A 24,273-nucleotide genomic window follows, 5' to 3' on the forward strand; every position below is an offset into this window, starting at 1 on the left:
TCGATGGATTAAAAGTTGCAAAATATGAAAAGAGTAAAATATATATTGTTTTTTTTAAGTATCATCACCTTCATGTCATGTGAAGATTGGTTCGATGTAAAACCTGACAATCAGGTGAGTAGTGATGATCTATATTCGACTGGTACCGGCTATCGGATGCAGTTGAATGGTATCTATATGGGTTTGTCCGAAACCTCTTTGTATGGAGAAAATCTAAGTTGGGGTTTTATGGATATTTTAGGACAGTACTATACGGAAGTATGTTTGACGGAAGATCAAAAGGATATCAATAATTTCCTGTATCGAGGGAACGCTGTAAAAAGTATTGCCCAAGATATATGGAGTAGAATGTATCATGTGATTGCCGATTGTAATGATTTGATAGATCATGTGTCCAAAGAGAGTGCCGCTACGTTTGAATTCGGAGAGATAGAGAAAGCCAAGATTCATGGGGAAGCTTTGGCCATGAGGGCGTTCGTGCACTTCGATTTATTACGTTTGTTTGCTCCTGCTAAAGATGACGGTAACAGGTACATTCCTTATGTGACCGATATTAACAGTACGATAAATATGCCGTTAACCGTGAATCAAACGTTAGAAAGAATCGTGAATGATTTGAAAGAAGCCCAACCTCTATTGGTACAATGGGATTCTTCATATCGTATCGAGGACGACCAACCTGTTATGCGTATTCAAAAGGTTTTAGATGGTAATAGGTTCACGTTGTTTTGGAATGAATATGAAACGAAGGCTGTTTCTTTCTTTGAGAAACGACCGGGATATCGTATGCACTATGCTGCAGCAAGAGCTATTTTAGCCAGGGTTTATTCCTATATGGGATTACAAAAAGAGGCCTATGACGAGGCTTATGCCGTATGTAACCTGAAAGATCCGGAACAATGGTGGTCGACTCCGTTTGAATTTAATTATGAATGGGACATTGAAGGATCGAGTGAGTATGGAAATAAAAAACTCCTGGGTGATGTTATCATGGCATTATATAACGAAAAGAATGCGGATAATTTTAAACCTTACTTGAGTACGACTCCTCTTTATTACAGGAACCTGAATGGATTATTCAGCGGAGATGCTTTGGGTAGCGACGTGCGTTATCTCTATCTGACCATGAATTACCGGGACGGTGGACGTGTTTCCGTAAAGAACAGACAAGGTACTACCGACGTGGAAGCTATTCCGGTTATTCGTAAAGCCGAATTGTATTATATCATGGGAGAATATTTGGCATCGCACGGTGATGTGGAAGGTGCATGTGATTTGTTACGGGAGCTTAAAGAGCGTCGGAACGATATTACCCTTTGGCCGAATATAAACAGCGCCTCCGAATTCATGAATTTTATGTTGATCGATGCCCGGAGAGAATTTATGGGCGAGGGGCAGTCTTTCTTCATGTATAAACGATTGAATCGTTCTTTGTGGGATGGTGCCAGTTCGATAGACCTGACCGGAAGGAGCTATTTGCCGATTCCTGATAGTGAAAACGTATTATTATGACGTTAATTAATAAATTAAAATGTAGTATTATGAGATATATATTCATATTAACAATACTGTTTTCCGTTTTTTATTCATGTAGTGAAGATAAACTGGATACTTATGATGCGGAACGATATGTCTATTTTTCCAATACTTCCGCCGATAGTATTGTAGAATCATTTTTCTTCTATCCCGGGGTAAACAATAAAGAGGTAAAAATCGAACTTGGTTATGCCGGAAAAGAGATTGCGAGTAATTGTAATTATCGGATAGAAGTAGATCAGGATTTGACGACTGCAGCAGCAGGTGATTATGATTTCAGCAATGATCAAGTCTGGGAGGCAGGGAAGAATAAGGATACCCTCGTACTCACCTTAAACAAGACTCCCAATTTGGATAATAAACGCGTGCGTTTGGTTTTGAAAATTGTTGCAAGTAATGATTTTCACGTTGGTCCGCTTGCGAATACAAGGTTAGTCGTCAATTTTACCTCGATGGCCATTACGCCTACCTGGTGGGATGAGCGTGTTGTTTCTTCCTATTTGGGCAAATATACGGAGACCAAATATGCCGAGTTTATCAAGGCAACAGGTATAAGCAGCATGGAAGACATGAGTGCGGGCGACAAGAGGTATTATTCATTGAAGTTTAAATATTACTTGATTAATATCAAAAATGAGACGGGTGTGCCGGTTATGGATGAAGGAAACGTGGAGATGACAGTTCCTGTTTTAGGTTAATTATAAAATGATATAGTATGAAAATAAGAATATTATTAGTCTTATCCCTTTTTATTTTTCTTTATAGTTGTTATGAAGATAAAGGGAGTTATAACTATAAGGCCATCAATGAAGTTCATATAAAGAATTTTATAACGAATGAATTAGAGGACTACCCTGATGGATATATGATAGGTTCTACGGTGAAAGTTTCTCCTGAATTGTCGTTTGAATTGGATGAAGAGAATGTCCGTTTAGGCTTTCAGTGGGTTTTGTGCGGTGAAGTGGTTAGCAGGGAGAGAGATTTGGTATGGATTGCCGATACGGCCGGTATTTTTTCAGGAAGCGATTGCTATCTTATTATTCAGGATAGTGTAAGTGGTTTGGAATACCTGTCCGGTATATATTCTAATGATGCGAATGCCACGTTACAGTTATACATTCGTGCGGATGATTTGACAGGTGGATGGATGGTTGTAACCAAACGTAACGGAGAGTATGTGATCGATTATGTCAATGTCGACTATAGATACGATCCGATAACAGATGAATATGTTCCTGTACCTTATTCTATCGAGAATGTTTTCGCGGAACGCAATCTCGGTTTGGAGTTGGGAGGAGAGATAAAGGATATCGAGTGTTTCTTCGTGGAGAACAGTTGGAGAACGGCTTGTCAGGTATTAATCCTGCAGGAGGGAGGAATCGGACCGGTATATGTTGACGGAGCGACTTTCCAGAAGAGTATATTCCTGGCTGAAGAATTTGTAGGAGGAAGCCTGCCTCAAGGTGTAAACTTTGTCAGAGCTTTTGATAAACCGAAGGGAAGTATTTTACTTACCGACAACGGTCAGGTGTATTTGAAAAGAAAAGAGGATACCGAAGCTTACTTCACCGGAAGATTCCCGGATTATCCTGTCGCTATTGAAAAAGGAATGGATGCCGGTCCTTTCATGACTTATCGCTACGATGAGTTGGTTAACCTGACATTCGATAAGAAAAATAATCGTTTCCTGATGTTACAAGACCGTTTCGATTATTACAGCGGAGCAGTTGACGGAGGAGTAATTTCTCAGGTATATCAAGCTCCGTCCGAGGAGTTCACTATGATGAATAACATGGGTGATGTGGAGATGCTTTATTACGGAGGTTATAAAGACGGAGATGATCTGAGATTTATTACTCTATACAAAAATAACAATCCGGGAAAAGACGGAAAGTATTATTATATGATATTCAGGTATTATGAGGATTGGCAGACAGGCCTTTGGGAGGTAATACCGTTGGTAGAGAAAGTTTTCCCGAGTAGCGAGCTGATAGACGGAAAGAACATATTTGCAATCTCTCCTAAAGATAAGCAGTATTTATTGTTCTCGGGAGGTGCTCAGCATGATAAATTGTACGGTTATATGTACGCCGGAGACGAAGGAGGAGTAGCCAATGCAAGATTGCTTTATGACTTTAAGGGAGCGACGATTAAGAATATCGAGGTAACCGGAGCATCGAGCCGGGGTGTGTATGCGGGAATTGGTTTGTCGAATGGGAAAGTGTGTGAAATAACCGTTTCAGCAGATGCCTTTATTAATGGAGTTACTGAAGATAATATTGATATTTATCCTCAGGATTTTGGAGATATTCAGTTTATTAGAATGTTGAAGACGAGTAGTACTTCTTGGTAAAAATAAGGGGAAGAGCTTTATGCTCTTTCCCTATTTCCATATTGGGTGTGTGTATGTTATGTGAATCGATTTTCCGATAATAGGGTCGGAATTAACTGTTAAAATTATTAAACAAAAAAGTATGAGGAACAAAACGATTTTTTTTCTGATCGTTGCATTTTTGCTGCCCGGTGTCGGAATGGCGGGTAGTAGGAAAGACAAAAAGACTAAAAAAGAGACTCCTTACCAACAGCTTTTTAAGGATAAAAAGTACGAGACGGTAAAGGGGGTGATTACTATTCACAAAATGGATGACAAGGTCTATTTTGAAATTCCTTTACATGTATTTGGGAGAGAGATGTTACTGGGATCCACGATCACGGAGATTACCAGCAATTTATTCGGTAGTGTAGGAGAGAAACCTTTTGATCCGCTCCACGTGGTATTTGTAAAGGATGATTCGGCCACCGTCAGTTTGCGGGAGGTTAATTCCATTCAGACCACTAATACCGAGCGTTACAAAGGGTTGTTAAATGAAGGAAGTATGCCGGCAACCATGGAGAGTTTTGACGTGAAAGCCTATACTCCGGACAGTTCTGCCGTTATTATAGATATGACGCGATTCCTGCTTAGTGATAAGGGGGAGTTAGATCCTTTTACTCCATGGAGCCCGATATTGATGATGAATCGGGATATGAAGATGGAAAAACAGTATAAAAATCAATTATCCTGCGTGGGAGAGATTAAATCTTTTGAAGATAATTTTAGTGTACAGTCTCTGTTGACTTATGAGATGAGTGTGCGGGATAAATGGTTTTATTATTTATATAAGATGCCTTTCTCGGTCGTTATGACCCGTAGTTTTTTACTTTTACCGGAAACTCCGATGCGTCCTCGTTTGGCGGACCCGCGTATCGGTATTTTTGTCGGAGGAAAATATGCTTTTGACGAGGGAGAACAGACCAAAATTAATTATTATGCTACTCGTTGGAGATTAGAGCCTAAAGACAAAGAGGCTTACGAGAGGGGAGAATTGGTAGAGCCGGTTAAACCTATCGTTTTTTATGTGGATAACGCTTTTCCCGAGAAATGGAAAAAGTACGTGAAAAAAGGAGTGGAAGAGTGGCAGGCTGCTTTTGAGAAGATCGGTTTTAAAAATGCTATCGTGGCCAAAGATTTTCCTACAGACGATCCGAGCTTTGATCCGGACAATCTGAAATATTCCTGTGTGCGTTATTCTCCGTCTCCGATAGCTAATGCTATGGGGCCTTCTTGGACTGACCCGAGAAGCGGGGAGATTATCCAAGCTAACATTTCGGTTTACCATAATTTGATTCAGCTGGTTCAGGATTGGCGTTTCTTGCAGACATCTGCAGCTGATCCTTCCGTCAGAAAAGTCGATATGGACGAAGAGACCTTGGGTGACTGCATCCGTTATGTTATCTCTCATGAGGTGGGACATACCTTGGGATTTATGCATAATATGGCTGCTTCGGCTGCTATTCCGACGGACTCTTTGCGTTCTCCGTCTTTTACGCGACAATACGGCACGACTTATTCTATTATGGATTATGCCCGTAATAATTACGTGGCTCAACCGGGTGATGCTGCCCGCGGCGTACGGATGACACCTCCCGTATTGGGACTTTACGATTATTATCTGATTCATTGGTTGTATACTCCTATATATACGGCACAATCTTCAGAAGAGGAGGTACCCGTGTTGGACAGATGGATTTCCGAAAAATCGGGGGATCCTGTTTATCGTTACGGGAAACAACAAATTTTAGCACATTACGATCCGAGTTCTTTTGAAGAAGACTTGGGGGAAGATCCGGTTAAGTCCGCTACTTACGGCGTACAAAATTTGAAGTATGTCTTAAAACACCTGAATGAATGGACGGCTGCCGATGATAAGGATTTCAGTTTCCGGCAAAACATGTACAACGAGTTGTTGTATCAATATATCCGTTATATGAATCACGTGTTGGCCAATATTGGCGGAGTATACCTGAATGAACGTTATGACGGGGATGTACGTCCGAGTTTTGCCATTGTGGCGAAGGATAGACAAAAACAGGCCCTCCGTTTTATGCTTGAACAAGTAAGGGATATGGAATGGATCGACGATAAGGATTTTCAGGCACAGATGCCGATTATGGGAACCTTCGCGCAGACCATTCAGGATATCGTATTGCCCGTCGTTTTGAGGCGTGCTGAAATGGTGGGTTTCGGAACTAAATATACGGAAGAAGCTGTACCGTATACTCCCGAAGAGTATTTCAATGATATTTATGAATTTGTTTTTGCTCCGACTAAAGCAGGTAAAGATTTAACCGGGGCGGAACGGAAACTTCAAATGGCTTTGTTATCGGAACTGATCAAAGGATCCGGTGCGACAAGTGCCCAATTGGGATCCGGTGGTGGCATGGGATTCCGGGATCAGAATCTGATAACCGTTCCGGAAGCAATCCTTGCGAAGAGTAGGGATGTTTATGGATTTACCGGGGAGTATGATTTAGGGTTGCTGCGAAATCGTTTCATGGTAAAAAATGAATTGCAGAATCGATTCGACGGTTCACAAGTGGGAATAAACGGATTCAGTTTCTGGGTTCAATTACCTATAGAGAACTATTCAATGGAACCTCTTTATTTGTCGACTTTGCAACAAACATTAAGTTTATTGAAAGCTAAAGCGAAAACAGGTTCAAAAGAGACCCGGCAACATTATGAGTTATTAATTCATAAGGTAGAACAGGCTTTAGGCAAATAATCACCGAATAGATTCAATAGAGTTTGATTTTTCGGATGAATGCGAAAAATAAAGTGAATAAAATAAGTAGAAATTATGAGAAAAGTTATATATGTCATATCTCTTTTTGCTCTTCTTTTTGCGTTTTCAATGAACGTCGATGCGAGTAACCGCAAAAAGAAAAAAGAGAAGAAAGGTAAAGAGCAGGTAGAGGAATTGACTCCATACCAGAAGTTATTTAAAGATAAAAAGGTAACGACCGTAAAAGGACTGATGACCGTACATCAGGTAGATAAAAAAGTGTACGTGGAATTTCCTCTTCGGTTGTTGGAGAAAGATATGTTATTGGCTTCCACGATAGATAAGATTACGGATAACGGTGAAGGTTCCGTGGGAGAATTTGTAGGAGGAGGTTTTTCCTTGCGTTTTATTCGTCGGGATTCTGTTATTCAGGCCCGGATGGCTATTGAAACGGATTTTTTACCCATAGCTCCTTCCAATAGCAGTAAGGATCCGGCTATAGAAAAAGCCTTGGAACAATCTACCTTACCGGGAGTTTTCGGTACGTATAAGATTGAGGCGTGGACCCCGGACAGTTCGGCCGTAGTGATCGAATTGACCCCTTTGTTCACGAAGCATTCCATTTATACCAATCCGTTTCCTCCTTATGCGCCGAATGCGATGTTCGGTTTTATCGGGCGGAGACATAAATTACAGGAGAACCGTACGCGTTTGAAAGGGATTAAGGCTTATGATAGTAATATCGTGGTAAAATGCGAACAGGGATACGATGTGGATTACCTGGCTTTCTTTGGCGGTTATCTGGCACAGGACGTGAAGGTTTCGGTAATTAGTAACAAGATATTGATGTTGTTACCGGAAGAACCCATGATGCCTCGCCTTTCGGATTCCCGTATCGGCGTGAATTACGTGATGGGTAGTGATTTTGCGAGTCCGATGAAGGGGTTGGAAAAAGTATTTTATACCAGTCGTTGGCGGATTCAACCTTCCGATCCGGAGGCTTACAAAAGAGGCGAGTTGGTAGAACCGACGAAACCGATTGTATTTTATATGGATACCATTATGCCTCAGGCATGGAAGAAATACATTAAAGCCGGCTTAGAAGAGTGGAACGGTGCTTTTGAAAAGATCGGTTTTAAAAACGTGATAGAGGTTCGGGACTTTCCGAAAGATGATCCTGATTTCGATCCGTTTAATATTGAATATTCTGTAATTCGGTATGTTCCTGTTAATTGGTTTTTTGCCATGAATCATGGAGTGGTAGATCCCCGTACGGGAGAAATTTTAAGTATGTCTATTTGTATTCCGGATAATTTTATCGGTAGTTTATACGGAGAGCGGGTTCTTTCCACGATGAATGCGGATCCTTCCGTACGTCGGGCGAAGTTAACCGAGGAACAGCTGGGAGAGATGATTCGTTTGGAAATGGCTTCTACCATGGGATTTAATCTCGGATTAATATACAATTGTGCCGCTTCTGCCGTGTATCCCGTCGACTCTTTACGTTCGGCTTCGTTTACACAAAAATACGGGTTAAGTCCCTCCGTTATGGATATTGTTCCGAGTAATTATATTGCTCAACCGGGAGACGTGGAGAAAGGAGTAAGGATGACGAATAAAGGCATCGGTGAATACGATGAATATGCCATTAAATGGTTGTATAAGCCGATAGAGGGAGCTCAAACGCCGCAGGACGAAAAAGCTACTTTGGATCGTTGGATCAAAGAGTCCAGAAATAATCCGAATTGCCGTTATCGCTTGTTCGAATATTACGGTGCTTTTGATCCTTCCGTATTCCTTTCCGATTTGGGGGACGATCAGATTAAAGCATTTGAATATTTTCTTCAAAACATGAAGGGGGCACTGGCTCATTTTTACGAGTGGTATAAAGAAGATGATAAAGATATGTCGAAGCGGGCAAATATTTACGAAGGTTTGTGTTCTAACCTGGGAGGAAGTCAACTGGTTCAATTATCCAATTATATAGGTGGAATCCGGATGATAGAGGCCAATGCCGATGAAGATGTGAAGAAATACGAAATGCTTCCGAAAGAGGAACAACGAAAAATGGTACATTACTTATTGGATTTCTCCAAAGATCTTTCCTGGTTGGAAGATTTGGATTTGATCCGTCAAATGGGACCGGGACGCGGTTCTATGGTAGATGCTATGCATAGTACGGTTTTTGGTCTTCTCTATTCTAAGATGGGTCGTTTAAAACTGTGTGAAGCCAAGTTTGAGAACGCCTATACTTCGAATGAATTTTTGAAGGATATCTACCAGTTTGTTTGGGAGGGAACCTTGAAGAACCGTCCTTTGACGAAAGAGGAGATGAAATTACAAACCTCTTATCTGGCAATGGCTTTGAAGAATTCTACCTTGGGAGAATCGGCTGCTACCCTGAAGGCTTCTGGTGATAGGTTTTTAAACGCAAACCAATTGGCCTGGAATACCAGTTTGAAAAACGGGATACAGATAAAAAGAAATAGTCCCATCGGTGAAAATAGATTCGAGATGGAAAATCCTGCCCGTGAAGTGGGAGCTTATTGGCTTCCCTGGTGGATTCGTGTTTCGGATTACCCGACTTCTCATGAATTTTATGCTATGGTTTTGCAGGTACAGGACTTGTTGAAAAAAGCCAGCATAAAAAGTTCGGGAGAAACAAAACAGCATTATGATTACTTACTCTATAAGATTAATAAATCTTTGGAGAAGAAATAATTAACGGATGAAATGTTAAATAAATGAACAAATGAGAAGCAGAATAATATATTTATTGGTAATTGTTTTGTTACTGCCTTGTCTGGCACATGCTCGGAAGAAAAAGGAGAATCCGAAAGAGGCGGTAACGGAAAAGAAAGACAACCGTTACGAGGAGTTATTCAGAGATAAAGCTTGTGAGACGGTGAAGGGGTTGATTACCTTGCATAAGGTAGACGGCAAAATCTATTTTGAAATTCCGATGAAGCTGATGGATCGGGAAATGTTGCTGGGATCCACGATTACAGGAACAACAGACAATATGTTCGGCAGCATAGGAGAACGTCCGTCGGATCCTCTATTGGTGACTTTTACTCAAAAAGATTCTACTTTGGTTAGTCTCGGTTTGATTCAAACGACTTATACGACCGAGAATGAAACATTGAAGGATCGTATGAAACGCGGAAATATCCCGGCTGTCATTAAGAATTTCGAAGTAAAAGCCTATGCTCCGGATAGCACGGCTGTCGTTGTTGATATGACAGACTTTTTATTGAGTGATGACGAGACATTACCCTCTTTTTCTCCCTGGTCTCCGATTTTGTCCATGATGTGGGGGAACTCTCTGAATAAGAATTTTATGCGGGAGGAGTCTCAGGTATTGAAAATAAAAGCTTTTGAAGATAATGTAACGGTTCAGTCCCAATTGGCATATCGCTTATCGGCTGAAACTTCGTATTTCCGTTATTGTTCAGACAAACCGGTTACGCAGATCATGACCCGTAATTTTATCCTTTTACCGGAAACTCCTGCGCGTCCTCGTTATGCAGATCCGCGTATAGGTGTGTTCTATCAGGGGATGTACGTGATGGGAGAGCCGAAGAAAGGAATGGATGTTTCGTATTATGCCACCCGTTGGAGATTAGAACCTACCAATGAGGAAGCTTACCGGCGGGGCGAGTTAGTGGAACCTAAGAAGCCGATCGTCTTTTACGTGGATAATGCATTTCCCGATCAGTGGAAAAAATATATCAAAGAAGGAATTTGCGAGTGGAATGCTGCTTTTGAGAAAATAGGGTTTAAAAACGTCATGCGTGCGGAAGATTTTCCAACCGACGATCCTGATTTTGATCCGGATAACCTGAAATATTCTTGTATCCGCTACTCTCCTTCTATCGTTGCGAATGCCATGGGGCCTTCTTGGACGGATCCCCGTACGGGAGAAATTTTGAATGCTTCCGTCTACGTGTATCATAATCTGGTGGAGTTGGTTCAGGATTGGCGGTTCTTACAGACGGCCGCGGCGGATCCTTCCGTCAGAAAGATCCGGTTGGACGATAAGGACTTTGGTGAATGTTTGCGTTATGTGTTGGCTCACGAAGTTGGACATACGTTAGGTTTGATGCATAATATGTCTGCCTCTGCTGCTATTCCGACGGATTCTTTACGTTCTCCGTCGTTCACGCGGAAATACGGTACGACTTATTCTATTATGGATTATGCCCGTAATAACTATGTAGCCCAGCCGGGAGATGCCGCTCGCGGTGTAAAAATGACTCCCCCTCATCTGGGATTATATGATTATTATGTTATCGAGTGGTTGTATAAGCCTCTGTTTGATATAAAGACTGCAAAAGAAGAGATTCCTGTCTTGGATCGGTTTATCACGGAAAGGTCTGATAATCCTGTCTATCGTTACGGAAAACAACAATTCTGGGATTATTACGATCCTCGGGCCATGGAAGAAGACTTAGGGGAAGATCCCGTGAAATCTGCTGCTTATGGCGTGAAAAACTTAAAATACGTGTTGAAACATATGAACGAATGGGTGAAGGACGAGGATAAGGATTATAAGTTTCGCACGAATATGTTGAATGAAGCGCGTTATCAGTTTGCCCGTTATATGAATCATGTGATATGTAATCTGGGTGGTCTTTATTTAAACGAAAGGTATGAAAACGATAAGGTCCCTGCTTACGGGGTGGTACCCCGGGAAAGACAAAAGGAGGCTTTGCATTTTATGCTGGAACAGATTCGGGATTTGTCCTGGTTGGACGATATGAAGGGATTGCCTTTGGGACGGGAAGTGGCAGATGAGTTTCAGAAAGATATTCTTCGCGGCCTTCTTATGGTTGTCCATAAAGTAGCGATGACACAAACCTTTTCTGATGAGAAGAGACCTTTTAGTAGAGAAGAGTATTTGAGTGATGTATATAACTTTATAATGGCTCCGACATTGCAGGGTAAGAAGCTCACAAAGAGCGAACAGAAACTACAAAAGGGGTTGTTAGCGGCTTTGTTGGATGAATCCGGTGCGCAAAATAAGGATATGGGTATGAAGCCTTTCGGATGGAGCCTGAAGACTCCGTTGGTACAGGTACCGGAAAGCGTGAAAGCCTTAAGCCGGGAGAAGTACGGAGAGATCGGAGAGGATGTGATGGGACGTTTCACGAACCGGAGAACATGGGGAGAGAAACGAAGTATTCAAAATCCTGCAGAAGTTTCCGGATTCGGAGATCCTTTCTTCCTCTTTAAGGCTTTCCCGATGGAACCGGATAATTACTCTTTGTTACGGAAAATGTATTCTGCTTTTAAGAGTAAACAAAACGTGGGGACTCCTGAGATGCAACAATACTATAAATTGATGGTGCGTCAGATGGATAATATTTTCAATGATTGAGATATAAAATAGAAAGTTATGAAAAAGATCATATATATACTATTTCTTTTTACTCTTGCCTTTGGCGTGTGTGATGCTTCTGCCGGGGAACGAAAGAAGAAGAAAGAAAATAAAAAGAAAAAAGAGTTGACTGCCTACCAGAAATTATTCGAAGGTAAGCAGGCTCAGACAGCTCGTGGTTTGATGACTCTTCATAAGATCGGTGATAAAGTTTACGTGGAATTTCCGGTAAACTTATTGAACAAGGATATGTTGTTTACCTCTTCCGTGGAAAGAATTAGCGATTGCGGAGAGAGTGCCGTGGGAGAATTTTCCGGTCCGGGAGTACCTCTTAAATTTACTCGTATGGATTCTCTCCTTCAGGCCAGATTATTACTTATGAATCCGTTCAAAAATATGACGGATGATTTAGGTGTAAACGAGGCCTTTAATCGATCTGCTATGCCCGGAGTATACGGAAGTTATAAGATCGAGGCGTGGACTCCGGACAGTAGTGCTATGGTAGTGGATATGACCTCTTTGTTTATGTCTCATAGTATTTACACGACTCCTTTTGCGGATTATGCCGGAAATTCATTTTTTGGCTTAGCCGTTCGGGATCATAAATTTCAGGAAGATCGTAATTTCTTGAAAGGAGTAAAAGCTTATCCGACAAATGTTGCGGTGACTTGTGAGATGGGATACAATGTGGATATATATCTATTTGGCATGTTCATTATGGCACAAGATATGAAGGTGTCTATTGAGGCCAATCGGATATTGATGCTTCTACCGGAACAAACGATGTTGCCTCGTTTGGCGGATTACCGTGTAAATGTAGAGTATAACCGGGAAAATAGCTTCGAGTCTTCCATGAAAGGAGTGAAATCGGTATATTTCACGAATCGTTGGCGTATGGAACCTTCGGATCCGGAAGCTTACCGGGAAGGAAAGATGGTCGAACCGAAGAAACCCATTGTTTTTTATATCGATACGTTAATGCCGGAATCTATAAAGCCTTATGTGATTGCCGGTGTAGAAGAGTGGAATGCCGCTTTTGAGAAAATCGGTTTCAAAAATGCGATTCAAGTGAAAGATTGTCCGAAGGATGATCCTGATTTTGATATGGCAGACGTGAGTTATTCTACTATTTTATATGCTCCGATCAAGATGTATGATGTAAAATCTCAGAAATATTGTGATCCTCGTACGGGTGAGATCTTGTCGGCTTCTATTCTTGTTCCGGTGGGATATGTGCCTACTTATGAACTGAAAATGAGTATGATGTCCGTCAATCCTCAAGTTCGTAATAATTACATTTCGGAGGAAGTCTATGGAGATGTGATTAAATCCGATGTAGCCAAACAGATGGGGATTTGTTTAGGATTTACTGAAAACCTGATAGCTTCTTCTGTCTATCCGGTAGACTCTTTACGTTCTGCGACGTTTACTCAAACCTACGGATTAACGCCTTCCGTCATGGATCTCGTGGCTTGTAACTACATTGCACAACCCGGGGATATGGAAAAAGGTGTTCGCATGTTCTCTAAAGGGATAGGTGAATTTGATTATTTTACCGTTAAATGGTTGTATCAACCCATAGACGGGATTGTAAAACCTCAGGATGAAACAGAGGTTTTAAACCGGTGGATTGTCGATGCTAAAAAGGAATTGAATTATAGGTATAGTCCTATGATATGGAGTTTTTACCGTTTGTTGAAAGATCCCCGTCGGGCGTGGGGTGATTTGGGAGATGATCCGATGAAATCTCTCGAGTATCGGATCAGCAATGTCAAATATGCCATGGAACATTTTAGGGAGTGGTTCAAGGATGACGATAAAGATTTGCGTATGAGGACTTCTCTGCACTCCTCTTTTTCCAATCTGCTATCGGGTGAAATGAATAACTTATTGGATTACGTGGGAGGTATCTACCTGAATGAAGTTACCGCGGACGAGGATATGCCGACGTTTACCGTTGTACCCAAGGAGCGTCAGCAAGAGATTGTACGTTATGCTTTGGAGATGTCTAAAAAGTTCGGATGGTTAGATGATAAAGAGTATATAAAAGAGACCGGATTGGGTTACGCGACGGTTCCTTCTCAAGAGATTCAGTTAGCTATTATCGGCGGTCTACTCAATAAGGTCGGCGATTTGAAACTATGTGCTGAAAAATCGAGTGATGCTTATACTCCGGATGAATTTTTGGATGACCTGTATGCCTATATTTGGGAAGGGACGTTGAAAAAACGTGCCTTGACGGAGGATGAGCGATTCTTACAAAGGAGCTTTGTAGGTATCGTGATGGCTTCTTCCGCTGTTGCGGAATCTCCGGCTTCTTTTGAAAAGGAAGAACAGAGATTCCCCTTTATAGCCAATCAGAATTTGGTTTATTGGAAACCGGATATGCGGGAGTTCAATCGTATGGAGCAAAAGTGGAGGACCGATTATTTGCCGTCGCAACGTAGTGGTTATCATGGATATATCGCAACGGCTAAAGGATACAATGCGGCTCCGGAATATTATGCCATGTTGGTACGGATCCAAAAGTTGTTACAGGGGGCTGTTCTTTCCAGTAGCGGTGATACGAAAGCCCATTACGAATATTTGTTATATCGGATTCGTAAAGCCATGTCTAAAAAATAAACAATAGGTAATAAAGCTAAAAAAGAAATATCATGAAAAACAACACGATTATTATACTGCTGGTTGTTTTGTTGATGCCATTCCTTGCAGAGGCTCAGAAAAAGAAAGGGAAGAAGGGTAAAGCAGAGATAGAGCAAGAGGTAAAAGCACCTGAAAAGGAATCGGCTTATGACAAACTTTTTAAAGATAAAGCTCACGAGAGTGCAAAAGGAGTAATGACGGTTCATAAAATAGACGGTAAGGTTTATTTTGAAATTCCTTTGAATTTATTAGGTAGAGAGATGTTGATCGGATCGACGATAGCCGAGAACTCGAGTAGTTTGTTCGGGGCGGTAGGTGAAAAACCGCACGAGCCTCTTCACGTGGTTTTTACTCGTACGGATTCTTTGTTAAATTTGCGGGAAGCTAACTCCATACATACAACAGATAATGAGCGGATGCGTCAAAACGTGGAGTTAAGCGCCATACCGGCTGTTATTAAAAATTTCGAGATTAAGGCTTATTCTCCGGATAGTACGGCTGTAGTCATCGATATGACGGATTTTTTGACCAGTGAAAATGAAAAGATGAATCCTTTTTCACCATGGATGCCGATTTTAATGGAATATTGGAGAGATGCCAGGTTGGAAAAAGAGTTTCAACAGGAACACACCCAGATCGGAAAAATCAGTGCGTTTGAAAATAATGTGAATGTGCAGACCTCTTTTACTTATACCGTAAGCATTAATGCTGATAATTGGTATTGGCTTTATAAAATGCCCTATACGGCAACCATGAGTCGAACTTTTCTTCTATTACCGGAAACGCCGATGCGTTCCCGGATAGCCGACCCCCGGATTGGAGTATTTTTTGGAGGAAAATATCTGTATGGCGATAAAGATAGGGGAGTGGAAGTCGTCTATGATGCCAATCGTTGGCGTTTGGAACCGAAAGATGTGGAAGCTTATAAACGAGGTGAGTTGGTCGAACCGATAAAACCTATCGTTTTTTATATAGATGATAATTTCCCTGCAGCATGGAAGAATTACGTGAAAGCAGGTGTAGAGGAATGGCAGGCTGCTTTTGAGAAAATCGGTTTTAAAAATGCTATTGTTGCCAAGGATTTTCCTAAGGACGATCCCGATTTTGATCCGGAGAACCTGAATTACTCTTGTGTACGCTATTCGCCTTCTTCCGTTGCCAATGCTATGGGACCCTCTTGGACGGATCCGAGAAGCGGAGAGATTCTTCAGGCTAATGTGTCTGTGTATCATAATCTTATCCAGTTGGTACAAGATTGGCGCTTCTTGCAGACGGCCCCGGCGGATCCTTCTGTCCGTAAAATGCAACTGGATGATGCGACTATTGGAGATTGTATTCGTTACGTGATTGCTCATGAAATAGGCCATTGTCTGGGCTTAATGCATAACATGGCGGCTTCGGCGGCTGTCCCGACGGATTCTTTACGTTCTCCGTCGTTCACGCGGAAGTACGGCACGACCTATTCTATCATGGATTATGCCCGTAACAATTATGTGGCTCAACCGGGAGATGCCGCTCGCGGTGTGAAAATGACACCCCCCAATTTGGGATTATATGATTATTATGCCATCAAATGGTTATACACGTCGCTTCCGGATGCCAAAACGGCTAAGGATGAACTTCCGACATTGGAACGTTGGATTTCTGAAAAATCGGGAGATCCGATTTATCGGTATGGAAAACAACAAATTTGGGCGCATTATGACCCGAGTTCGTTCGAGGAAGATTTAGGAGACGATGCGATCAAATCGGCAACCTACGGTGTAAAGAATCTTAAGTATGTATTGGCTCATTTAAACGAGTGGACGGCTGCGGAAGATTTGGATTATTCTTTCCGGGAAAGGATGTATAACGAGCTGATATACCAGTATGTACGTTATATGAATCATGTGGCGGCCAATATCGGAGGAATTTATTTGAATGAAAGTTATCAAGGGGATAAACGTCCGAATTACGCTTTTGTTCCGCGTGAAAAACAAAAACGGGCATTGAGGTTTTTGTTGAATCAGATAAAGGATGCCGGATGGTTGGAGAATCCTGATTTTCAAAAAGAGATGCCCCTGATGGGAAATATCTCCAGGGAATTGGAAGATAAGATTATGAGCGGAATCTTTGGGCGTTTGGGGGCCGTTGCTTATTGTGCGGAGAAGGCTCCTGCCGGTCAGGTGTATACTCCGGCGGCCTATTTGAATGATATCCATGATTTTATTTTTACCCCTACAAAACAAGGAAAAACCTTGTCTAACGTGGAAAAGAAAATGCAATTGGCTCTTTTGAGTCAGGTGATCGGCGGTGCCGATGTGGAAAAAAATTCTAAAGGAGGAAGTCGAGGACGTATGATCGTGGAAGTCCCGGAGGCTGTTAAAGCTAAGAGCCTGGAGTATTACGGACAGGTGATGGGAAATAAGAGTCCGGTGAATAAGCAGGGATTTAGTTATTACGTGGATATCCAAATGGGTAACGCGGATATGGCTCCTTACTATTATGATTTAATGAAAAAAACATTGAATCTGCTAAAAAATCAGGCAACGACCGGGTCTTCAGATACTCGGCTTCACTATAAATTACTGATCCATAAATTGGAACAGGCTCTAAATTAATGTTTCTTCTCTAGTTTCTCTTCGTCGTTATTCTACATTTCATGAATGACGACAAGAGAAACCCAGCTAAGAGATGTTCAATAACTAAAATATAATAATTGTATGGAAGAATCAATCGTAAAAGTTGAAAATTTGTCCCATCGCTACACGGTTCAGTGGGCTATTCGGGATATTAATTTTGAGATCAATACTAATGGTATATATGGTCTTCTCGGATCCAACGGAGCCGGAAAATCGACCACGATGAATATCATGTGCGGTGTTTTAAAACAGACAGAGGGAGATGTTTATATCAAAGGAATCAGTATGCGTGAAAATCCTGTAGAGGCTAAAAAGCATTTGGGGTTTTTGCCGCAGAAACCGCCTTTGCATATGGATATGACGGTAGAAGAATACCTAACCCATTGTGCCAATATGCGTTTGATGCCTTCTAAAGAAGTGCGGAATGCCGTAAAAGATGCTATGGGACGTTGCGGTATTTCTCATTTTAATAAACGGTTGGTGCGTAATCTTTCCGGAGGATATCAACAGCGTTTGGGAATAGCTCAGGCTATTATTCATAATCCGGAATTTGTTGTATTGGACGAGCCGACGAACGGATTAGATCCGAACCAAATCGTGGAAATTCGTCATTTGATTAAAGAGATTGCAGAGGAACGTACCGTAATCCTTTCGACACATATCTTGCCGGAGGTTCAGGCTACCTGTGATTACATCCGTATGATCGAGGAGGGTAGATTGGTTTTCGCCGGAACAGTAGATGAGTTCGATAATTATATCATCCCGAATACCATATTTGTTTCTTTGATCGCTCCTCCTGCTACGGACGAATTGGCTAAGGTGCCGGGAGTGGTTAACGTGGAGGAGTTGGGAGGAACAAAGTTCAGACTTCAGTTTTCCGATGCTCAGGATGTTATAGAACGTGTGGTGGAAACGAGTGTGGCCAGAGGATGGCGGTTGAATGACATACATTTGGAGAAGAGCTCGTTAGATGCTGTATTTGCCGAATTATCCAAAAAATAGGAAACGATGAAGACCATATATAAATTAGCCTGGGCAGAATTACAGACGTTATTCTACTCACCGGTAGCCTGGTTGATCCTGATTATTTTTACTTTTCAGGCAGGAATGGTTTATACCAATCTTTTTGGAGGATTGGTACGTGCTCAGTCGTTGGGGTATCCTCTATATAGTGTTACCTCGGAAACTTATTTTTGGTTTTTCAGGGCCATGCAGCAATATCTCTATTTTTACATTCCCTTGTTGACCATGGGGATCATGAGCAGAGAGTTAGGGAGTGGTTCTATTAAATTACTGTATTCTTCACCGGTCACCAATACACAGATCATATTGGGAAAATATCTTTCCCTTATGCTTTACTGTTTGGTGTTAATAGGTGTGTTAATGATATTTGTACTTTACGGTATATGTACCATGAAGATGGCAGATGTCCCTTATATGCTTAGCGGTCTTTTAGGACTCTATCTGTTGTTGTGTGCTTATGCGGCTATCGGACTTTTCATGTCCAGTATTACCTCCTATCAGGTGGTTGCTGCTATGGGAACCTTGGCCGTTCTTGCCGTATTGAGTTTTGTGAAAGGGATGTGGCAGAATATAGAATTCGTGAAGGATATTACTTTCTGGTTATCCATAGACGGACGAGCTGACGAGTTTATCGGCGGATTGATATGTAGTGAAGATTTTCTCTATTTTATCATTGTGATTGTAATGTTCTTAACGTTGTGTATCCTGCGTTTACAAGCGAGAAGACAAAAAATATCCGGGGTTGTTCGTTGGGGAAAATACTTAGGTGTCGTTGTTATTGCCATGTTGCTGGGGTACCTCTCTTCCCGTCCCGTGTTTATGAGTTATTACGACGCTTCCCGGACCAAATTCAATACATTGACTCCTAATAGTCAGGAAATTGTTGAAAAGTTGGACGGCGGATTGACGATTACGACTTTTACCAATATTCTGGATGAACATTTTTACCAAACCTTGCCCGAAAATGTAAATTGGGATAAGCAGGTTTTCAAACAATACGTGCGTTTTAAGCCGGAGATCAAGATGAAGTATGTCTATTTCTATGCTAACGCCGAGAATAAGGAGCTGGATAAGATGTATCCGAACATGACGGATAAGGAGAGGGCCCGTAAAATGATAGAGTCTTGGGGAATCGATTCCACAATCATACTTCCTCCGGAAGAGATAGAGAAAATTATCGATTTGAAAGCGGAAAAGAATCATTCTGTTCGTTTGGTGGAACGAGAAAACGGACAACGGATTTTCTTGCGTTTTTACGAGGGTTTTGATCGGAATCCCCGGGAAGGCGAGATTTCGGCTGCCTTTAAACGGTTGATTATGAAATTGCCTGTTGTCGGCTTCTTGCAGGGACATGGGGAACGCGATCCGAAAAAGGAGGGAGATCGGGATTATAATCGTTTCTCTCAGGATAAGTGGTTCCGCTATGCTTTGCTTAATCAAGGTTTTGATGTTGCGGAGGTGACTCTGGATAAAGATATAGATCCGGAAATAGAGATATTGGTGATTGCCGAGATGAAATCATCGTTAACTCCGGAGGAGGAAGCTAAATTGAATGCTTATATTGAAAGAGGTGGAAACTTATTGATTTTAGGAGAACCGAGGCGTAGGGAAATCATGAACCAAGTGGTAAAAACCTTTGGTGTAGAGTTCTTGCCCGGAATAGTGGTGAAGCCTACGGAGAATTTCCAGGCGGATTTAATCATTACGACTCCGACGAAAGAGGCGTGCGAGCTCTCTTACCCTTTCCAAACGATTATTGATTATCAAGGATGCGTGACGATACCGGGAAGTTCTGCTTTGGCTTATAGCACAGATAAAGGGTATACCGTAACTCCTCTTTTCATGAGCGATACGGTGGGAAGCTGGAATGAATTGCAGACTACTGATTTTATTGATGACGTTGCCTCTCTGGATCTTTTGAAAGGAGAGAAAGAAGAGAGTTTGCCGCTGGCTATAGCTCTGTCCCGAAAAGTGGGAGAGAAAGAGCAAAGGATTATGATTTTCGGTGATGCCGATTGCATCAGTAACGGAGAGTTAGGTATGCAACGGAAAGACATTTGGGCGATGAATTTCAATATTATTACAGGTTCTTTTTTCTGGTTATCGCATGAAGAAGTTCCTATCGATACACGACGGCCTACTCCTCCGGATACTGCCGTTTATGTTGGCGAAATCGGCATGTCTGTCACGAAGATCGGATTTTTGGGAGTTTTTCCTGCAATCTTGATATTCTTCGCTTTATTTATTTGGATGCGTAGACGGGGAAGATAATATCGCAGGTGTTTTTGTATAGAAGTTTCCGGGAAGTGCGTGATCCCGGAGCTTATTGAAAATTCCTGTTTCGCGTGTGATAAGAAAACAAAATTATTAATTAAAACGAAGCTGATGAAAACGATCTATAAATTAGCGATAGCGGAATTACAGACCCTGTTCTATTCGCCTATAGCTTGGTTGATTCTGATTATATATACATTTCAGGCAAGTATGATGTTTACTTCAAGTATATCCGACATGGTACAAAGCGTGTCTTTGGGATATCCTTTGAGGTCCGTAACGGGTAGAGCCTTTGGGTATATGTTGTGGCAAATGACGGAATATCTTTACCTTTATATTCCGTTGTTAACCATGGGGTTAATGAGCCGTGAACTGGGAAGCGGTTCCATTAAATTATTGTATTCTTCGCCTGTAACCAATACTCAAATTATTTTGGGAAAGTATCTTTCCATGATGATTTACGCCTTGGTTTTGGTCGGAGTTTTATTCCTGTTCTTCCTTTATGGTGTGTTTACTATCAAGGATATGGAGATCGGGACTCTTTTGACCCAGTTTCTGGGAATTTATTTGTTGATTTGCGCTTATGCGGCTATCGGACTCTTTATGTCCAGCATAACCTCCTATCAAGTCGTTGCAGCTATGGGTACTTTAGCTATTTTGTCTGTTTTGAATATGGTAGGAAATCTATGGCAGGATATTGATTTTGTAAGAGATATTACCTATTGGCTCTCCATGAGAGGACGTGTCAATACTTTCTTGAGAGGAATGATATGTAGTGAAGATTTTCTCTATTTTATCATTGTAATAGCCATGTTCTTAATGCTGTGTATATTGCGTTTACGGGCACGGAGACAAAAGATCTCTTTCTGCGTTCGTTGGGGAAAATACGTCGGAGTGGTTTGTATCGCTATGCTGTTGGGATATTTTTCCTCTCGTCCGATATTGATGGGATATTACGATGCAACCTCTACCAAGAGCAATACATTGACTTCTAATAGTCAGGACATCGTAAAGCGTTTGGACGGCGGTTTGACAATCACGACTTATGTCAACCTGTTGGATGAGAATTACCGTTACGGTCTGCCTCGAATGATGAATATGAACAGGGGACATTTTGAAGACTATGTACGTTTTAAGCCGGAAATCAAAATAAAATACGTTTATTATTACGATAAAGCGGAAAACAAACATCTGGATGAACGTTATCCGGATCTAAGCGATAAGGAGCGGGCTAAAAAATTATGTGAAATCTGGGACTTGGATTCCAATATGTTTTTACCGCCTGAAAAGATTCGGGAAATAGTGGATTTACAACCGGAAGGAAATCGATTTGTTCGTTTGATAGAACGGGAAAGCGGAGAAAAAACATTTTTACGTATCTATGACGATATGCGGAAGTTCCCGGGAGAGAGTGAAATTACGGCGGCGTTGAAGCGATTGGTAATGGACTTACCGACCGTCGGTTTTTTGACGGGACACGGAGAGAGGGGTATCAATAAGGAAGGAGATCGGGACTATAAACGTTTTGCTCAGGATAAAAAATTCCGTTATGCCCTGATAAACCAAGGATTTGATGCCAGAGAGGTTACTTTGGATCAGGATATTCCGGACGATATACGTATTTTGGTGATTGCAGAAATGAGACAATCACTTACACCGGAAGAAAAGGCCAGATTGGATGCATACATCGCGAGGGGAGGAGATCTGCTGATCATATCGGAACCTAAACGCAGGGAGATCATGAATCCGATAGTCGAACCGTTTGGTGTTCAGATACTACCGGGAATATTGGTGAAGAAGAGCGAAAATTTCCAACCCGATCTGATTATGGCGACTCCTACCGATGCTGCCTGTGAGTTATGTTATCATTTCGACGGAATTCGGAAATGGGAAGGATGTGTGACTATGCCCAGTAGTAGTGCTTTGGCATATACGGAGGATAAAGGATACGCGGTTACACCTCTTTTCATGAGCGATACCGTGGGAAGCTGGAACGAATTGCAGACTACTGATTTTATCGATGATGTTCCTGTTTTAGATGAAAAAGCAGGAGAAGTGGAACAGGCTTATCCTACAGCCCTTGCTCTTTCGAGAAAAGTGGGAGAAAAGGAACAGCGTATTATTATTTTGGGAGATGCCGATTGTATCAGTAATGGAGAGGTCAGCATGAACAGGAAAGATGTAATGGCTATGAATTACTCTGTCATTATCGGTTCTTTCTATTGGCTATCCCATGAAGAGGTTCCGATCGATATACGTCGACCGCAAACAACGGATGACGAGTTGTACGTGAATGAGACGGGTGCCATTGCAACCAAGATCGGTTTTATGGGTGTGTTAACCGCCTTCATGATCTTTATGGCTCTTTTTATCTGGATTCGCCGGAGGGGAAGATAAGAGTTAAATTGTGCCGAAAATAGTTTCGGTTTTGAAGAAATGTTGAAAGAATGGAATAGAACCGGAATCTATTTTAGGCACTTTTTGTTTTATTAGATAATTTAGTGTTGTAACAGGATGATTTGTCGTTTTCAAATCATCCTGTTTTTATTTACATCCATTTATCCCAATCTTTCCATACCGGTTCATAGCCTTGTGTTTTGATGGCTTCCACCATTTCCTGAGGCGTGCGGTCGTCGTTGATAGCGAATTGTTCCAACTCTTTGTGGGGGACGACATACCCTCCCGGTTCGGTACTCGATCCTGCGCTCATGGAAGTGGCCCCGAGATGCATGACATGGTCTCTAAATGCTCGACTTTCTCTGGTCGAGATAGATATCTCCGCTTCTTGATCCAACAGGCGATAGGCACATATTAATTGAACCATCTCCCGGTCGTTGATCGGATCGTTGGGCATAAAAGCTCCCGCGTGCGGACGTAGACGGGGAAGAGAGATGGAATATTTGGTTCGCCAATAAGTTTTTTCCAGGTATTTCAGATGTAATGCCGTGAAGAACGAATCGGTTCGCCAATCCTCTAACCCGAGTAAGGCCCCTATGCCCATTTTTTGAACTCCGGCCCTACATACCCGGTCGGGAGTCTCCAAACGGTACCGGAAATTGGCTTTTCGACCCTTGGGATGATATAGAGGATATTGTTTCTCGTTATAGGTTTCTTGGTATACGCAGACGAAACTGAGTCCCGCTTCGGCCAGACGGGCGTATTCTTCCTCATCCAGGGGTTGTACTTCTAAAGCTATCTGTGAAAATTTATCCCGGATGGAACGGATAACTTGTTCGTAATAATCCGCGTTAGTCTTGGCGGGAGCTTCTCCCGATACGAGTAAGATATGTTTAAATCCCCATTGGGTGATGACCTTGGTTTCCGCTTCCACCTCTTCCAACGTCAGCATCTTGCGGTGAAGTTCGTTATCGTGGTTGAATCCGCAATAAACACAGAAATTGGTACAGTAATTGGAGACGTAGAGGGGGATATAGAGTTGAATCGTATTTCCGAAGCGAGCCAATGTCAGTCGATTGGCTTCCTGTGCCATCTCTTCCAATAACGGAGTGGCCGCAGGGGAGATGAGAGCCATAAAATCGTCCAACGTGCGATGCGGATTGTTGATCGCGTTTACGGCATCGTTTTTCGACTTGTCCATGATGTTTTTCTTTACATCTTCCCAGTCGTAGGTTTGTAGGATATCATAAAAAGACATATTGATACTGTAATTTAGTGATTCGAGCAGACG

12 protein-coding genes are annotated in these 24,273 nt (G+C 41.9%); 11 read left to right on the forward strand and 1 reads right to left on the reverse strand.

What is annotated here, in order from left to right:
• Window positions 1-24: 24 nt before the first annotated feature.
• The 11 genes from QZR76_RS00040 (at window position 25) to QZR76_RS00090 (ending at window position 22,982) form a co-directional block, all read left to right on the forward strand.
• Window positions 25-1,512 (forward strand): RagB/SusD family nutrient uptake outer membrane protein, encoded by a 1,488-nt coding sequence (locus QZR76_RS00040; RefSeq protein WP_294139288.1) that lies wholly within the window; start codon window positions 25-27, stop codon window positions 1,510-1,512.
• A 29-nt stretch (window positions 1,513-1,541) separates the two neighbouring features.
• Complete coding sequence (locus QZR76_RS00045; RefSeq protein WP_294139290.1) at window positions 1,542-2,234, forward strand: DUF4843 domain-containing protein; 693 nt, start codon at window positions 1,542-1,544, stop codon at window positions 2,232-2,234.
• 17 nt (window positions 2,235-2,251) lie between these two features.
• Window positions 2,252-3,889 carry a PKD-like family lipoprotein gene (locus QZR76_RS00050; protein ID WP_294139292.1) on the forward strand — a complete coding sequence of 546 codons (1,638 nt, stop codon included), beginning with the start codon at window positions 2,252-2,254 and terminating at the stop codon, window positions 3,887-3,889.
• Between the two features lie 121 nt (window positions 3,890-4,010).
• A complete protein-coding gene (locus QZR76_RS00055) occupies window positions 4,011-6,641 on the forward strand; it encodes a zinc-dependent metalloprotease (RefSeq protein WP_294139295.1) in 2,631 nt (876 codons plus the stop codon).
• A 75-nt stretch (window positions 6,642-6,716) separates the two neighbouring features.
• The gene (locus QZR76_RS00060; RefSeq protein ID WP_294139297.1) at window positions 6,717-9,362 is read left to right on the forward strand and encodes a zinc-dependent metalloprotease; all 2,646 of its coding nucleotides are present in this window, start codon (window positions 6,717-6,719) and stop codon (window positions 9,360-9,362) included.
• A gap of 31 nt (window positions 9,363-9,393) precedes the next feature.
• The gene (locus QZR76_RS00065) at window positions 9,394-12,021 is read left to right on the forward strand and encodes a zinc-dependent metalloprotease (RefSeq protein ID WP_294139300.1); all 2,628 of its coding nucleotides are present in this window, start codon (window positions 9,394-9,396) and stop codon (window positions 12,019-12,021) included.
• Between the two features lie 18 nt (window positions 12,022-12,039).
• A complete protein-coding gene (locus QZR76_RS00070) occupies window positions 12,040-14,646 on the forward strand; it encodes a zinc-dependent metalloprotease (RefSeq protein WP_294139301.1) in 2,607 nt (868 codons plus the stop codon).
• Between the two features lie 32 nt (window positions 14,647-14,678).
• A complete protein-coding gene (locus QZR76_RS00075; RefSeq protein ID WP_294139303.1) occupies window positions 14,679-17,267 on the forward strand; it encodes a zinc-dependent metalloprotease in 2,589 nt (862 codons plus the stop codon).
• Between the two features lie 102 nt (window positions 17,268-17,369).
• Window positions 17,370-18,290, forward strand: coding sequence for an ABC transporter ATP-binding protein (locus QZR76_RS00080; protein ID WP_294139305.1), 921 nt, complete (start codon window positions 17,370-17,372; stop codon window positions 18,288-18,290).
• A 6-nt stretch (window positions 18,291-18,296) separates the two neighbouring features.
• Window positions 18,297-20,582 (forward strand): Gldg family protein, encoded by a 2,286-nt coding sequence (locus tag QZR76_RS00085; RefSeq protein WP_294139307.1) that lies wholly within the window; start codon window positions 18,297-18,299, stop codon window positions 20,580-20,582.
• A gap of 114 nt (window positions 20,583-20,696) precedes the next feature.
• Entirely contained in the window at window positions 20,697-22,982 is a 2,286-nt protein-coding gene (locus QZR76_RS00090; protein ID WP_294139309.1) for a Gldg family protein, read from the forward strand.
• A 151-nt stretch (window positions 22,983-23,133) separates the two neighbouring features.
• Here QZR76_RS00090 and thiH read toward each other — a convergent pair whose 3' ends face one another.
• Entirely contained in the window at window positions 23,134-24,240 is a 1,107-nt protein-coding gene (thiH, locus tag QZR76_RS00095; protein WP_294139311.1) for a 2-iminoacetate synthase ThiH, read from the reverse strand.
• Window positions 24,241-24,273 lie beyond the last annotated feature (33 nt).

The organism is uncultured Sanguibacteroides sp., assembly GCF_900543425.1.
Classification (GTDB): Bacteria; Bacteroidota; Bacteroidia; order Bacteroidales; family Marinifilaceae; genus Gabonibacter.

Excerpts from the sequence above, each read along its gene's own strand:
- QZR76_RS00040 (WP_294139288.1), top strand. The coding sequence starts at position 25 with ATGAAAAGAGTAAAATATATATTGTTTTTTTTAAGTATCATCACCTTC.
- QZR76_RS00045 (WP_294139290.1), top strand. The coding sequence starts at position 1,542 with ATGAGATATATATTCATATTAACAATACTGTTTTCCGTTTTTTATTCA.
- QZR76_RS00050 (WP_294139292.1), top strand. The coding sequence starts at position 2,252 with ATGAAAATAAGAATATTATTAGTCTTATCCCTTTTTATTTTTCTTTAT.
- QZR76_RS00055 (WP_294139295.1), top strand. The coding sequence starts at position 4,011 with ATGAGGAACAAAACGATTTTTTTTCTGATCGTTGCATTTTTGCTGCCC.
- QZR76_RS00060 (WP_294139297.1), top strand. The coding sequence starts at position 6,717 with ATGAGAAAAGTTATATATGTCATATCTCTTTTTGCTCTTCTTTTTGCG.
- QZR76_RS00065 (WP_294139300.1), top strand. The coding sequence starts at position 9,394 with ATGAGAAGCAGAATAATATATTTATTGGTAATTGTTTTGTTACTGCCT.
- QZR76_RS00070 (WP_294139301.1), top strand. The coding sequence starts at position 12,040 with ATGAAAAAGATCATATATATACTATTTCTTTTTACTCTTGCCTTTGGC.
- QZR76_RS00075 (WP_294139303.1), top strand. The coding sequence starts at position 14,679 with ATGAAAAACAACACGATTATTATACTGCTGGTTGTTTTGTTGATGCCA.
- QZR76_RS00080 (WP_294139305.1), top strand. The coding sequence starts at position 17,370 with ATGGAAGAATCAATCGTAAAAGTTGAAAATTTGTCCCATCGCTACACG.
- QZR76_RS00085 (WP_294139307.1), top strand. The coding sequence starts at position 18,297 with ATGAAGACCATATATAAATTAGCCTGGGCAGAATTACAGACGTTATTC.
- QZR76_RS00090 (WP_294139309.1), top strand. The coding sequence starts at position 20,697 with ATGAAAACGATCTATAAATTAGCGATAGCGGAATTACAGACCCTGTTC.
- thiH (WP_294139311.1), bottom strand. The coding sequence starts at position 24,240 with ATGTCTTTTTATGATATCCTACAAACCTACGACTGGGAAGATGTAAAG.